General features: G+C 64.5%; 12 protein-coding genes. All 12 read left to right on the top strand.

What is annotated here, in order from left to right; translation table 11 throughout:
- Positions 1–173: 173 nt before the first annotated feature.
- The 12 genes from rnr to pilV all read left to right on the top strand — a co-directional run bounded on the left by rnr (position 174) and on the right by pilV (position 13,425).
- Positions 174–2,885: a ribonuclease R gene (gene rnr, locus JFY56_RS08735; protein WP_208313137.1), complete on the top strand. Its 2,712-nt coding sequence runs from the start codon at positions 174–176 to the stop codon at positions 2,883–2,885.
- Positions 2,882–3,637, top strand: a complete 756-nt coding sequence (gene rlmB / locus JFY56_RS08730) for a 23S rRNA (guanosine(2251)-2'-O)-methyltransferase RlmB (RefSeq protein ID WP_208313136.1) — start codon at positions 2,882–2,884, stop codon at positions 3,635–3,637. Before rnr ends, rlmB begins: the two co-directional genes overlap by 4 nt.
- 282 nt (positions 3,638–3,919) lie before the next feature.
- Positions 3,920–4,330: a 30S ribosomal protein S6 gene (gene rpsF, locus JFY56_RS08725; RefSeq protein WP_208313135.1), complete on the top strand. Its 411-nt coding sequence runs from the start codon at positions 3,920–3,922 to the stop codon at positions 4,328–4,330.
- Positions 4,331–4,359: 29 nt separating this feature from the next.
- On the top strand, positions 4,360–4,590 hold the full coding sequence (rpsR, locus tag JFY56_RS08720; RefSeq protein ID WP_003095634.1) for a 30S ribosomal protein S18: 231 nt from the start codon (positions 4,360–4,362) through the stop codon (positions 4,588–4,590).
- A gap of 34 nt (positions 4,591–4,624) precedes the next feature.
- Positions 4,625–5,494, top strand: coding sequence for a hypothetical protein (locus tag JFY56_RS08715; RefSeq protein WP_208313134.1), 870 nt, complete (start codon positions 4,625–4,627; stop codon positions 5,492–5,494).
- 21 nt (positions 5,495–5,515) lie between these two features.
- Positions 5,516–5,962 (top strand): 50S ribosomal protein L9, encoded by a 447-nt coding sequence (gene rplI, locus JFY56_RS08710; RefSeq protein WP_208313133.1) that lies wholly within the window; start codon positions 5,516–5,518, stop codon positions 5,960–5,962.
- A gap of 117 nt (positions 5,963–6,079) precedes the next feature.
- On the top strand, positions 6,080–7,474 hold the full coding sequence (dnaB, locus tag JFY56_RS08705; RefSeq protein ID WP_208313132.1) for a replicative DNA helicase: 1,395 nt from the start codon (positions 6,080–6,082) through the stop codon (positions 7,472–7,474).
- Between the two features lie 68 nt (positions 7,475–7,542).
- The gene (gene alr, locus JFY56_RS08700; RefSeq protein WP_208313131.1) at positions 7,543–8,619 is read left to right on the top strand and encodes an alanine racemase; all 1,077 of its coding nucleotides are present in this window, start codon (positions 7,543–7,545) and stop codon (positions 8,617–8,619) included.
- A 218-nt stretch (positions 8,620–8,837) separates the two neighbouring features.
- Positions 8,838–11,090, top strand: coding sequence for a YgiQ family radical SAM protein (locus JFY56_RS08695; RefSeq protein ID WP_208313130.1), 2,253 nt, complete (start codon positions 8,838–8,840; stop codon positions 11,088–11,090).
- A 151-nt stretch (positions 11,091–11,241) separates the two neighbouring features.
- Positions 11,242–12,093, top strand: coding sequence for a mechanosensitive ion channel family protein (locus tag JFY56_RS08690; RefSeq protein ID WP_208313129.1), 852 nt, complete (start codon positions 11,242–11,244; stop codon positions 12,091–12,093).
- A gap of 292 nt (positions 12,094–12,385) precedes the next feature.
- On the top strand, positions 12,386–12,886 hold the full coding sequence (locus JFY56_RS08685) for a GspH/FimT family pseudopilin (protein WP_208313128.1): 501 nt from the start codon (positions 12,386–12,388) through the stop codon (positions 12,884–12,886).
- On the top strand, positions 12,883–13,425 hold the full coding sequence (gene pilV, locus JFY56_RS08680; RefSeq protein WP_208313127.1) for a type IV pilus modification protein PilV: 543 nt from the start codon (positions 12,883–12,885) through the stop codon (positions 13,423–13,425). The genes JFY56_RS08685 and pilV overlap by 4 nt, the downstream gene beginning before the upstream one ends.
- Position 13,426 lies beyond the last annotated feature (1 nt).

Below are 13,426 nucleotides of genomic sequence, written 5' to 3'. Positions count from 1 at the left end.
TTACAACGTCTCAGCGACGCTGTGGGCGCGAACTATACGGAGCCCCTTTCCGCTTGTAAACCCCTGATGTGATAAAAATTTTATTCTTGGCCGAAGCTGACCGACGAGCGGATTTCGCGCTTCAATAAGCACATGACTACTACATCTATAGACAAAAAGGTGATCTCACCCTGATGGCCGATTGGCAAAACCTCGATCCCGAGGCCGCCCGCGAGGCGGAAAAATACGAAAACCCCATTCCCAGCCGCGAACTCATCCTGGCGCATCTCGCCGAGCGCGGCGCGCCGGCGACACGGGCGCAACTGCTGGACGAATTCGGACTTGCCGGTGAGGAGCCAGAAGAAGCCCTGCGCCGTCGTCTGCGCGCCATGGAGCGCGACGGCCAGCTTATCTATACCCGCCGTGGCGCCTATGCGCCGGTGGACAAGCTCGACCTGATCCGCGGCCGCATCTCCGGCCACCGCGATGGCTTTGGCTTCCTTATCCCGGATGACGGCAGCGACGACCTGTTCCTCAGCCCGACGCAGATGCGCCTGGTCTTCGATGGCGACCGCGCGCTGGCGCGGGTTTCCGGCTTCGATCGCCGCGGGCGCCGCGAGGGTGCCCTGGTGGAAGTGATCGAGCGCGCCCACGAAGTCATCGTCGGCCGCTACTTCGAAGAGGGCGGTATCGGCACGGTGGTCGCCGACAATCCGAAGATCCAGCAGGAAGTACTGATCCCGCCGGGCAAGAGCGGCAAGGCTAAGCACAACCAGTTCGTCCAGGTACGCATCGACGTCTGGCCGAGCGTGCATCGCCAGGCCCAGGGCGAGGTGGTCGAAGTCCTCGGCGACTATATGGCGCCGGGCATGGAGATCGAGGTTGCGCTGCGCAGCTACGACCTTCCGCATGTCTGGCCACAAGGCGTGGAGAAGGAAGCGGCCAAGCTCAAGCCGGAAGTGGCGGAGAAGGACAAGGAGAAGCGTGTCGACCTGCGTGCCCTGCCTTTCGTCACCATCGATGGCGAGGACGCTCGCGACTTCGACGATGCGGTGTATGCCGAGACGCGCAAGGGCGGCGGCTGGAAGCTGTACGTCGCCATCGCCGACGTCTCGCATTACGTCAAGGTCGGCTCGGCGCTGGACGAGGAGGCGGTCAAGCGCGGCAACTCGGTGTACTTCCCCGAGCGCGTCATCCCGATGCTGCCGGAAATCCTGTCCAACGGACTGTGCTCGCTGAACCCGCAGGTCGACCGCCTGGCGATGGTCTGCGAGATGAACCTGTCCAAGGCCGGCAAGATGACCGGCTACCAGTTCTACGAGGCGGTGATCCACTCCCACGCACGGCTCACCTATACCAAGGTCAGCCAGTACCTGGAGACGCCGGACAGTGTCGAGGCCAAACGCCTGGCCGAGCAGTTGCCGGGCGTAGTGCCGCATCTGAAGACGCTCTACGCGCTGTACAAGGTGCTGGTGGCGGCGCGTCACGTGCGTGGGGCCATCGACTTCGAGACCCAGGAGACGCGCATCGTCTTCGGCGCCGACCGCAAGATCTCGGAGATCCGTCCGACCCAGCGCAACGACGCACACAAGCTGATCGAGGAGTGCATGCTGGCGGCCAACGTGGCCACCGCGCGCTTCTTGGAGAAGCATGAGATTCCCGCGTTGTACCGTATCCACGACGGCCCGCCGCAGGAGAAGCTGAACAATCTCCGGCAGTTCCTCGGTGAGCTCGGCCTGACGCTGTATCGCGGCAAGGGCGAGCCGACTCCGGGCGACTATCAGGCGCTATTGGAGAAGATCCAGGGGCGTCCGGACTTCCAACTGATCCAGACGGTGATGCTGCGTTCGCTCAGCCAGGCGGTATACAGCCCGGAGAACCACGGCCACTTCGGCCTGAACTACGAGGCCTACACCCACTTCACCTCGCCGATCCGCCGTTATCCGGACCTGCTGGTGCACCGGGCGATCCGCGGGTTGATCCGTTCCAAGCGGCAGTCCGAGCACGTCCAGCGTGTCGGCGCCGCGGCCATGCCCAAGGCGCGCATCTATCCCTACGACGAGCAACGCCTGGAGCAGCTCGGCGAGCAGTGCTCGATGACCGAGCGGCGCGCCGACGAGGCGACCCGCGACGTGGTCAACTGGCTGAAGTGCGAGTACATGCGCGAGCGCGTGGGCGAGACCTTCCCGGGGGTGATCACCGCGGTGACCGGCTTCGGAATCTTCGTCGAGCTGACCGATATCTTTGTCGAGGGGCTGGTGCATGTGACCGCGTTGCCGGGCGACTACTACCACTTCGATCCTGTGCACCATCGCCTGGCTGGCGAGCGCAGTGGCCGCAGCTACCGGCTGGGCGACATCGTCGAGGTGGTTGTGGCGCGGGTCGATCTCGATGAGCGGAAGATCGACTTCGAACTGTCCAGCAATGTGCTGAGCACGCCGGTCGGACGCAAGAAGCGCAACGACAAGGTCGAGCCGAGCAAGCCGGCCAAGGGGCGCAAGGGCAGGAACCGCGAAGAGCCGGCTCCGGCTGGCTGGACACCGGAGCCGGTGCCTGCGGCGCAGCCGCGCAAGCGCAGGGTCGGCACCGTGCAGGCGCTGCCGGCGGTTGCTCCGGAAATGCTCGCCCAGACCGACGAGATGCTTGGCAATACGGATGTGAGTCGCAGTCGTGCGCTGAAGCAGGCGCTGATGGCCGAGGCCCGGACCGGCACGAAGGAGGCCGGGAAGGGCAAGAACAAGGCAGCGTCCGGCAAGCCCGGCGGCAACGCTGCAGGCAAGGCGAAGGCCAAGGCCGCGAGCAAGCCGGCCAAGCCCGGCAAACATCGCAAGGGGCCTTCCAAGCCGAAGGCCGAAACCGGCGCCGCCAAGGGTGGCGCAGTACGCAAGCGTAAGGCCAAGTCATGAGTCAGTGGGAAAGGGTCTACGGCGTGCACGCCGTGGAAGCATTGCTGCGCCATCACCCGAAGCGGGTCAAGCAACTGTGGCTGGCCGAGGGTCGCCACGATCCACGGGTTCAGGCGCTGGTCGAACTGGCCGGGCAGGTGCGCGTGCCGGTCGGCACCCGTGACCGCAAGGAGCTCGACGAGTGGGCCGAGGGCGTGCACCAGGGCGTAGTCGCCGAGGTCAGCGCCAGCCAGGTGTGGGGCGAGAACATGCTCGAAGAGCTGCTCGAACGCACGCCAGGGCCGGCACTGCTGCTGGCCCTGGATGGGGTCACCGATCCGCACAACCTCGGCGCCTGCCTGCGTACCGCCGATGCTGCCGGCGCCATGGCGGTGATCGTGCCGAAGGACAAGTCGGCGACGCTCAACGCCACGGTGCGCAAGGTGGCCTGTGGCGCCGCCGAGGTGATTCCGCTGGTGGCGGTGACCAATCTCGCACGCACCCTGGAAAAGCTCCAGCAGCGTGGGTTGTGGGTGGTTGGCACGGCTGGCGAGGCGACCCAGACGCTCTACGAACTGGATCTCACCGGGCCGACCGTGCTGGTGATGGGCGCCGAAGGCAAGGGCATGCGCCGGCTGACCCGCGAGCACTGCGACTACCTCGCCAAGCTGCCGATGGCCGGCAGCGTCAGCAGCCTGAACGTGTCGGTGGCCACTGGCGTGTGCCTGTTCGAGATCTTGAGGCAGCGGAGTAGCCCGAAGGCTGCCGAATAGCTGTCCGCCTTACCTGTAGGAGCCAGCTTGCTGGCGATCCGGAGTTTCACCTGGCACCGAGATGCCGGCTGACACCAATGATCGCCAGCAAGCTGGCTCCTACATGACTGCAACTGCTCAAATAATCGTCAATTCGCCTTGCGCGGCCTGGGGGGCTTCTCTAGAATGTCGCCCCTTGCCGTCCGGGCAGGCGTTCGCGCGCCTTCCCAGCAGCAAGCAAAAAAGACATTCACTCCTTGCCTGACCGCGTTGTCGGCAGGCTGCAACCCGTAAGGAGCATTTATGCGTCATTACGAAATCGTGTTCCTGGTTCACCCGGACCAGAGCGAACAAGTCGGTGGTATGGTCGAGCGTTACACCAAGGCCATCGAAGAAGACGGCGGCAAAGTACACCGCCTGGAAGACTGGGGCCGTCGTCAGCTGGCTTACGCCATCAACAACGTGCACAAGGCTCACTACGTTCTGATGAACGTCGAGTGCACCGCCAAGGCCCTGGCCGAGCTGGAAGACAACTTCCGCTACAACGACGCCGTGATCCGTAACATGGTGATCCGTCGCGACGAGGCCGTCACTGGCCAGTCCGAGATGCTGAAGGCCGAGGAAAGCCGCAACGAGCGCCGCGAGCGCCGTGAGCGCCCCGAATCCAACGAGTCCGCTGACGGCGAAGACAGCCGCGACAGCGCTGACGAGTAATCACGGACCAGTATTGAGGAGCCAATTCCATGGCACGTTTCTTCCGTCGTCGTAAGTTCTGCCGTTTCACCGCTGAAGGCGTGAAAGAGATCGATTACAAAGATCTCAACACCCTGAAGGCCTACGTTTCCGAAACCGGCAAGATCGTTCCGAGCCGCATCACCGGCACCAAGGCCAAGTACCAGCGCCAGCTGGCTACCGCTATCAAGCGCGCCCGCTACCTGGCCCTGCTCCCCTACACCGACAGCCACGGCCGTTGATCGGGCAGTCGACACGAGGTGATGGATAGATCGCATGCGCGCATTGGCTGAGTTCGTCATGCGAGGCCGCATGCAGGCGACCCTGGTGGTCGTCGCAGCCGCGGTGCTGCAGCCGGTGTTCTGGCTGGGTGCCGCAGCAGGCAGTCTGGTGCTGTTGCGCCGCGGCGCGAGCGATGCCATCGGCATCATCGCCTGGGCGCTGCTTCCGGCACTGGCCTGGTGGTACCTGGGCGATCCCAGCGTGACCCTGGTGATGGTGGGTAGTGCGGTGCTGGCGCAGGTTCTGCGCAGCGGCGCTCCCTGGAACCGGGTGATGCTGGCGAGCGTGGGGCTCGGCGTGCTGTATGCGCTGCTGCTCTCCACGGTATCGGCGGGGTTGATCGAGGGGCTGGCGGAAGCATTCCGCAAGGTCCTGCCGCAAGTGCTGTCGGAGGCGAAGCTTCCGGCGGAGCAGCAGGCCAGCCTGCAGGCGGAGATGGTTCCGGCCATCACCGGTCTGATGGCGGCGTCGCTGCAGTCGATCAGCCTGTTGTGCCTGATGCTGGCGCGCTACTGGCAAGCGGCGTTGTACAACCCGCAAGGGTTTGGCCGCGAGTTCCGCGCACTGCGCCTGTCGCCGGCAACGGCGATCGCGCTGCTGCTGGGCGTGCTGGTACTGCCGATGCTGGGGCCGCAAGCCACCGTGCTGGCGCCGATCTGCGCTGTGCCGCTGCTGTTCGCCGGGCTGGCGCTCGGTCATGGGCTGGTGGCGCTGAAGCGCTTGCCGGGGCCCTGGCTGGTGCTGCTGTACCTGCTGGTGCTGCTGCTGGGAAATGTGATCTGTCTTGTCGCCGTGGTCGACAGTCTGTTTGATTTTCGTGGTCGCCTGGCCCGTCGCCAGGGCTCCACGAACGGTGAAGGTTAAAAGTTAAGAGGTAAGACTCAAATGGAAGTCATCCTGCTGGAAAAGATCGCCAAACTGGGCAACCTGGGCGACAAGCTGAACGTAAAGGGCGGTTACGCCCGTAACTACCTGCTGCCGCAGGGCAAGGCCACTGCCGCTACTCCGGCCAACGTCGCTGCGTTCGAAGAGCGCCGCGCCGAGCTGGAAAAAGCTGCTGCCGAGAAGAAAGCCGTTGCTGAAGCCCGTGCCGCTCAACTGGCCGAGCTGATCGTCACCATCGGCGCCAACGCCGGCGACGAAGGCAAGCTGTTCGGTTCCATCGGCACCCGCGACATCGCCGAAGCCGTTTCCGCTGCCGGTTACCCGCTGGAGAAGGCCGAGGTTCGCCTGCCCACCGGTCCGCTGCGTACCGTCGGCGAGTACAACGTCGAAGTGCAACTGCACACCGACGTCGAGTCGACTCTGCACGTGGTCGTGGTCGCCGAGTAAGCGATCCGTCGCAGGACTGTGCGGTCAACGCACTAGTCCGCTAACATCGGGCACGGTACTGCGAGCGGTACCGTGCCCTTTGTTTTTGTACGTCCCCCTTTTTTATTCTGCGAGCCCATGAACGACATCACCCTCCCTGAGCAATACGACCTGCAAACGGCAGCCCTGAAGGTGCCGCCGCATTCGATCGAAGCCGAACAGGCGGTGCTGGGTGGTCTGATGCTCGACAACAACGCGTGGGAGCGTGTGTCGGATGCGGTTTCCGATGGCGACTTCTATCGCCATGACCACCGCCTGATCTTCCGTTGCGTGTACAAGCTCGCCGAAAGCAACCAGCCCATCGACGTGGTGACACTGTCCGAGCAACTGGAGCGCGAAGGCCAGCTGTCCCAGGTCGGCGGCCTCGCCTATCTGGCCGAACTGGCGAAGAACACGCCGTCGGTGGCGAACATCAAGGCGTACGCGCAGATCATCCGTGAACGGGCGACCCTGCGGCAGCTGATCGGCATCAGCAGCGACATCGCCGACAGCGCGTTCAATCCGCAGGGCCGGGGTGCCAACGAGATCCTCGACGAAGCCGAGCGGAAGATCTTCGAGATCGCCGAATCGCGCCCGAAGACCGGCGGACCGGTGGGGATCGGCGACATCCTGGTGAAGACCATCGATCGCATCGACCACCTGTTCAACACCAACGACGCGTTCACCGGCATTTCCACCGGTTTCACCGACCTCGACGAGAAGACCAGCGGCCTGCAGCCGGCCGACCTGGTCATCGTCGCCGGCCGTCCGTCCATGGGTAAGACCACCTTCGCCATGAACCTGGTGGAGAACGCCGTGCTGCGCTCCGACAAGGTGGTGCTGGTGTATTCCCTGGAGATGCCCTCCGATTCGATCGTGATGCGTATGCTCTCGTCCCTCGGCCGCATCGACCAGACCAAGGTGCGTTCGGGCAAGCTCGACGACGACGATTGGCCGCGCCTGACCTCGGCGGTCAACCTGCTCAACGAGCGCAAGCTGTTCATCGACGACACCGCCGGTATCTCGCCGTCGGAAATGCGCGCGCGGACCCGTCGGGTGGCGCGCGAGCACGGCGAGATTGCCCTGATCATGGTCGACTACCTGCAGCTGATGCAGATCCCCGGCTCCTCGGGCGACAACCGTACCAACGAGATCTCCGAAATCTCCCGCTCGCTGAAGGCGCTGGCGAAGGAATTCAACTGCCCGGTGGTGGCCCTGTCGCAGCTCAACCGCTCGCTGGAACAGCGCCCCAACAAGCGCCCGGTGAACTCCGACTTGCGTGAATCCGGAGCGATCGAGCAGGACGCCGACGTGATCATGTTCGTCTACCGCGACGAGGTGTATCACCCGGAGACCGAGTTCAAGGGCGTCGCCGAAATCATCATCGGCAAGCAGCGTAACGGTCCGATCGGCACCGTGCGCCTGGCCTTCCTCGGCAGGTACACACGCTTCGAGAACCTCGCGCCGGGCATGTACAACTTCGAGGACGAGTAACCGCGCATTCCTTGCCAGCAACGGGCGCCATACTATGGGCGCCCGTTTTGCTTTCAGGACTCAACGAAATGCGCCCCCTCGTCGCCACCATCGACCTTTCCGCGATCCGCCACAACTACGCGCTGGCCAAGCGCTGCGCACCGGGGCGCCAGGCGTTCGCGGTGGTCAAGGCGAATGCCTATGGCCACGGGGTGCGCGAGGTGGTCGATGCGCTACGCGACGAGGCCGATGGTTTCGCCGTGGCCTGTCTGGAAGAGGCGGCGGAAGTTCGCTCGGTGCACGCCGATGCGCGCATCCTGCTGCTGGAGGGCTGTTTCGAGCCGGCGGAATATCTGTTGGCCGCCCAGCTGCGGCTGGACGTGGCGGTGCAGGGCGAGGAGCAGGCTTGCGCCTTGCTGGCCGCCAACCTGCCTGCCCCGCTGAATGTCTGGCTGAAGCTGGATTCGGGCATGCACCGCCTCGGCTTCGCGCCGGCTGCGCTGCGCGCATGGCATGGCCGTTTGCGCGGCGCCGCGCAGGTTGCCGAGCTGAACCTGATGAGCCACTTCGCCTGCGCCGACCTGCGTGGCGATGCGCAGAACGAGGACCAGTTGGAGTCCTTCCTCGGTCTGCTCGACCTGGATTTCGACCAGCGCTCGCTGGCCAATTCCGCGGCGATCCTGACCATCCCGGCCGCGCATATGGACTGGCTGCGTCCGGGCATCATGCTCTACGGCGCCACGCCATTCGCCGATCTAAGCGCCGCCGAACTGGGCCTGCGCCCGGCGATGAGCCTGCAGGCGCAGCTCATCGCGGTGCATGAGGTCGCGGCCGGGGAGAGTGTCGGCTACGGCGCCAGTTGGGTCGCCGGGCGGCCTTCGCGTATCGGCACGGTGAGCTGCGGTTATGCCGACGGCTATCCGCGGCATGCGTCCGCTGGCACACCGGTTCTGGTCAATGGACAACGGGTGGCGCTGGCGGGGCGGGTGTCGATGGACATGCTGACGGTCGATCTGACGGAGCTACCCGCGGCGAAGGTCGGCGATCCGGTGGAACTGTGGGGCGAGAACCTGCCGATCGACGAAGTGGCCGCCCATGCCGGCACCATCGGCTACGAATTGCTGACCAAGGTCACGGCCCGCGTTCCACGGTGCTACCGCGGCTAGTTCAGCGAATCCAGAGCTCCGATCCCGTCCTCGCGGCGCGCTCTCCCTGTGCCTGGGTGCATCGCCAGGCGCGGCGCAAGCACGGCTATATGACGGCTCTGCGCTGCTGCCTGGCAGGATTCATGTCAGAGTGCTGTGGTCGGAATTGTTCAATTTTTGTGCTATATTCCGCGCCCGCGTTTTTGCGCCCCTATTATTCGAGATTCCCGGTGCCCGTGATGCAAGCCGCCAAGCCGCTGTTCGACTATCCCAAGTTCTGGGCCGAGTGTTTCGGCCCGGCACCGTTCCTGCCGATGAGCAGGGAAGAGATGGATCAGCTCGGCTGGGACTCCTGCGACATCATCATCGTCACCGGTGATGCCTACGTCGACCATCCGTCGTTCGGCATGGCCATCATCGGCCGCCTGCTGGAAGCCCAGGGCTTCCGCGTCGGCATCATCGCGCAGCCGGACTGGCAGTCGAAAGACGACTTCATGAAGCTGGGCAAGCCGAACCTGTTCTTCGGCGTCGCCGCGGGCAACATGGACTCGATGATCAACCGCTACACCGCCGACCGGAAAATCCGCTCCGACGACGCCTATACCCCCGGCGGTAACGCCGGCAAACGCCCGGACCGCGCCAGCATGGTCTACAGCCAGCGCTGCCGCGAGGCGTACAAGGGCGTGCCGATCGTCCTCGGCGGCATCGAAGCCTCGCTGCGCCGCATCGCCCACTACGACTACTGGCAGGACAAGGTGCGCCATTCGATCCTGATGGACGCCAAGGCCGACATCCTGCTGTTCGGCAACGCCGAGCGCGCCGTGGTGGAAGTCGCCCAGCGCCTGTCCGCCGGCGAGTCGATCGAAACCATCACCGATGTGCGTGGCACCGCCTTCATCCGCCGCGACACGCCCGAGGGCTGGTTCGAACTGGACTCCACCCGCATCGACCGTCCGGGCAAGATCGACAAGATCATCAACCCGTACGTGAACACCCAGGACACCGCCGCCTGCGCCATCGAGCAGGAGAAGGGCCCGCAGGAAGACCCGAACGAGGCGAAGGTCGTGCAGCTGCTGCCGAACCCGCGCCTGGAGCGCGAGCACACGGTGATCCGCCTGCCGTCCTACGAGAAGGTCAAGAGCGACCCGGTGCTCTACGCCCACGCCAACCGCGTGCTGCACCTGGAAACCAACCCGGGCAACGCCCGCGCGCTGGTGCAGCGCCACGGCGAGCAGGATGTGTGGTTCAACCCGCCGCCCATCCCGCTGACCACCGAGGAAATGGACTACATCTTCGGCCTGCAGTACGCCCGCGTACCGCATCCGGCCTATGGCAAGGATAAGATTCCGGCCTACGAGATGATCCGTTTCTCGGTGAACATCATGCGTGGCTGCTTTGGCGGCTGCACCTTCTGCTCGATCACCGAGCACGAAGGGCGGATCATCCAGAACCGCTCGGAAGACTCGATCATCCGCGAGATCGAGGACATCCGCGACAAGGTGCCGGGCTTCACCGGGGTGATTTCCGATCTCGGCGGGCCGACCGCGAACATGTACCGCATCGCCTGCAAGGACCCGGAGATCGAGAAGCACTGCCGCAAGCCGTCCTGCGTGTGGCCGGGCATCTGCGACAACCTCAATACCGATCACTCGTCGCTGATCCAGCTCTATCGCCGCGCCCGCGACCTGCCGGGGGTGAAGAAGATCCTCATCGCCTCGGGCCTGCGCTATGACCTCGCCGTGGAGTCGCCGGAGTACGTCAAGGAACTGGTGACCCACCATGTCGGCGGTTACCTGAAGATCGCCCCGGAACACACCGAGGAAGGCCCGCTGTCGAAGATGATGAAGCCGGGCATCGGCAGCTATGACCGCTTCAAGAAAATGTTCGAGAAGTACTCGAAGGAGGCGGGCAAGGAGCAGTACCTGATCCCGTACTTCATCGCGGCGCACCCGGGCACCACCGACGAGGACATGATGAACCTCGCCCTGTGGCTCAAGCGCAACGGCTTCCGCGCCGACCAGGTGCAGGCCTTCTACCCGTCGCCGATGGCCACCGCCACGGCCATGTACCACTCGGGCAAGAACCCGCTGCGCAAGGTGACCTACAAGAGCGACGGCGTGGACATCGTCAAGGGTGAGCGTCGCCGCCGCCTGCACAAGGCCTTCCTGCGCTACCACGACCCGAACAACTGGCCGATGCTGCGCGAGGCGCTGAAGGACATGGGCCGCGCCGACCTGATCGGCAACGGTAAGCACCAACTGATCCCGGCCACCCAGCCGGTCGGGGATGGCGGCTACCAGAGCGCGCGCCGGAAGAACTCCACGCCGGTCGGCAGCAAGAAGACCGGCAAGCCGCTGCTGACCCAGCACACCGGCCTGCCGCCGCGCGCCAGCGATGGCTCGAAGCCGTGGAACAAGGCTGAAGAAGGCCAGGCCAGGAACTACGCCAAGGGCAAGAAGCGTCCCGCCCGCCAGCCGAACATCCCGCGCTGATTCCGGCGCGGGTTCTTTCCCGCAGCATCAGTACACTCCCGCGCAGGCCGAGCCGGCCTGCGCAGGACGTTCGCATCGCCTCTGCAACGGGCGCTTCGCCATTCCCGTGCTAGCTTTTCTGGGGACTTCTCAATTCGCTGGGGGACCCACCATGGACGAAACGACCATAGTCAACGTCGGCACGGAAAAGATCAGCGCCCTCTGGGCCACCGTATCGCAATACGCTGTCGCTTTCGGCATCAAGATTCTCGCCGCCATTGCCTTCTGGATCATCGGTCGCTGGCTGATCGGCCTTGCCGTCCGGTTGGTGGGAAGGGCCCTGGCTCAACAGAACGTCGATCCGACGGTAATGCGCTACGTCGGCTCGATCATCAGCGTGACCCTGAACATCCTGCTGGTGATCGGCATCCTCGGCTATTTCGGCGTGCAGACCACCAGCCTCGCCGCACTGATCGCCGCTGCCGGCGTGGCCATCGGCATGGCCTGGTCCGGGCTGCTGGCCAACCTCGCCGCCGGCGCCTTCCTCATCGTCCTGCGTCCGTTCAAGGTTGGCGATTTCATCTGCGCCGCCGGCGTGACCGGCACGGTGAAGGAAATCGGCCTGTTCGCCACGGCGATCAACACTCCGGACAACGTGCAGACCCTGGTCGGCAACAACAAGATCTTCGGCGACACCATCCAGAACTTCAGTCACAACCCGTTCCGCCGTGTCGAGTTGAAGGCCCAGCTTTCCGGGGCGGCCGATTACCAGGCGGCCGTCGCCCTGCTCAAGCAGCGCATCGCCGCGATCCCCAACGTGCTGGAAGACCCGGCGGTGGATGTGGAAATCCTCGAATTCAACCTGGTCGGTCCGGTGCTGGCGGTGCGGCCCTATTGCCACAACGACAATTACTGGCAGGTGTACTTCGACACCAACCGCACCATCAAGGACGCCCTCGGCATCGACTTCCCGGCACCGATGCCGGCACAGACGGTGATCGTCCAGCAAGCAGGCAATAGCTGAAGCGAGCGGTTGCCAGACAAAGAGCCACTCCACGGAGTGGCTCTTTTTTTGCGCTTGCCGAGGATGAGCGGTGTGTTTTGGCGGATAAGCGGTCTGTCAGATGAGGGCTGACACTAACCTCGGTTCGAGGGCTTTCTCGTACAAGAAAGTTCTGGCTCGCATTGAAGATCATCCTGATCCGCTCTCCTGCGCGATTTACGTAGCCTTTTACTGTCGTTCGACGGTCTAGCAAACATCCCACTCTGCTTCTCGCGAACGGTACTTCGGCAACCCTTCGCGTCGAGGCAAACCCATGCATCGCCCCATCGCATTGAGCGGATTCACCCTGATCGAGTTGCTGGTCACGCTGTCCCTGCTGGCCATATGCGCCACGATTGCCGTTCCCGGCTTCACCCAGTTCATCCGTAACAACCAGGTGCAGAGCGCCAGTGACGAGCTGTACGGACTGTTGCTCTACGCCCGCAGCGAGGCAGCGATCCGCGGAGTCACGGTGTCGATCGATGCGCCTGCCGCCAACCGCTGGAATGACGACCTGGTGGTCAGGACCCTCGGCGAAGTGCTCCGCCGACTGGGCGCCGCCGGCTTGAGCGCAGGCAACGTGACCGCCAAGGGCAGTGCCGCCGGTTTCGCCTTCCAGTCCAGCGGGGCGCTCGCTGCCGGCGGGAATGGTTGCCTGACCGTCTGCCATGCCGATGCGACGGATATCCGCTGCCGCTACATCGGCATTCGGGCTTCCGGCCAGGTGCTGCCGCCAAATGCCGAAAGGCCGGAGACAGGGGAGTGCGGCGCATGAGGCGACAGGAGGGATTCAGCCTGATCGAGGTGCTGGTCAGCCTGCTGCTGATCTGCATCGGTCTGCTCGGCATGGCGGTGGCGCAGGGGCGGGCAGTGCAGTACACCCACGACGCCACGCTGCGCGGCAGTGCAGTCATGCTGGCCAATGAGTTGCTGGAGCTGATGCGCAGCAACCGCGGCGCCCTGCTCGGCGCCAACGATCGTCTGGCCGCTTCTTCCGCCTACTACAAGGCGGATGGCGATGACCTGCCCACGGTCGCGGATGGTTTCGACTGTGCCGGGCGTGACCGCAGCGGAGGTGGCGCGAGTGTGGCGAAAGTCGATCTGGGGTGCTGGCGCAGGGCGGTCGAGCGCTTGCTTCCCGTCGACGATGAGCTCCTGCGCAGCGAGTTCATCATCTGCCGGAGCAAGGATGGCGATTCCCTGTGCTCGGCGGGGGCAGGCTCCAGCGTGACGATCCAGGTCGCCTGGCGCGATGCGAAGTCCCGGATGTGCGACGCGGACGTTTGCACCTACACCCTGCGTACGGAGCTGTGAG

It is taken from the genome of Pseudomonas schmalbachii (assembly GCF_017589465.1).
Lineage (GTDB): Bacteria > Pseudomonadota > Gammaproteobacteria > Pseudomonadales > Pseudomonadaceae > Pseudomonas > Pseudomonas schmalbachii.
Note: the sequence above shows the minus strand (reverse complement) of the source record. Positions and strands in the feature narration are given on the sequence as shown.

Coding starts and splice junctions, on each gene's coding strand:
- rnr (WP_208313137.1), top strand. CDS start 174: ATGGCCGATTGGCAAAACCTCGATCCCGAGGCCGCCCGCGAGGCGGAA.
- rlmB (WP_208313136.1), top strand. CDS start 2,882: ATGAGTCAGTGGGAAAGGGTCTACGGCGTGCACGCCGTGGAAGCATTG.
- rpsF (WP_208313135.1), top strand. CDS start 3,920: ATGCGTCATTACGAAATCGTGTTCCTGGTTCACCCGGACCAGAGCGAA.
- rpsR (WP_003095634.1), top strand. CDS start 4,360: ATGGCACGTTTCTTCCGTCGTCGTAAGTTCTGCCGTTTCACCGCTGAA.
- JFY56_RS08715 (WP_208313134.1), top strand. CDS start 4,625: ATGCGCGCATTGGCTGAGTTCGTCATGCGAGGCCGCATGCAGGCGACC.
- rplI (WP_208313133.1), top strand. CDS start 5,516: ATGGAAGTCATCCTGCTGGAAAAGATCGCCAAACTGGGCAACCTGGGC.
- dnaB (WP_208313132.1), top strand. CDS start 6,080: ATGAACGACATCACCCTCCCTGAGCAATACGACCTGCAAACGGCAGCC.
- alr (WP_208313131.1), top strand. CDS start 7,543: ATGCGCCCCCTCGTCGCCACCATCGACCTTTCCGCGATCCGCCACAAC.
- JFY56_RS08695 (WP_208313130.1), top strand. CDS start 8,838: ATGCAAGCCGCCAAGCCGCTGTTCGACTATCCCAAGTTCTGGGCCGAG.
- JFY56_RS08690 (WP_208313129.1), top strand. CDS start 11,242: ATGGACGAAACGACCATAGTCAACGTCGGCACGGAAAAGATCAGCGCC.
- JFY56_RS08685 (WP_208313128.1), top strand. CDS start 12,386: ATGCATCGCCCCATCGCATTGAGCGGATTCACCCTGATCGAGTTGCTG.
- pilV (WP_208313127.1), top strand. CDS start 12,883: ATGAGGCGACAGGAGGGATTCAGCCTGATCGAGGTGCTGGTCAGCCTG.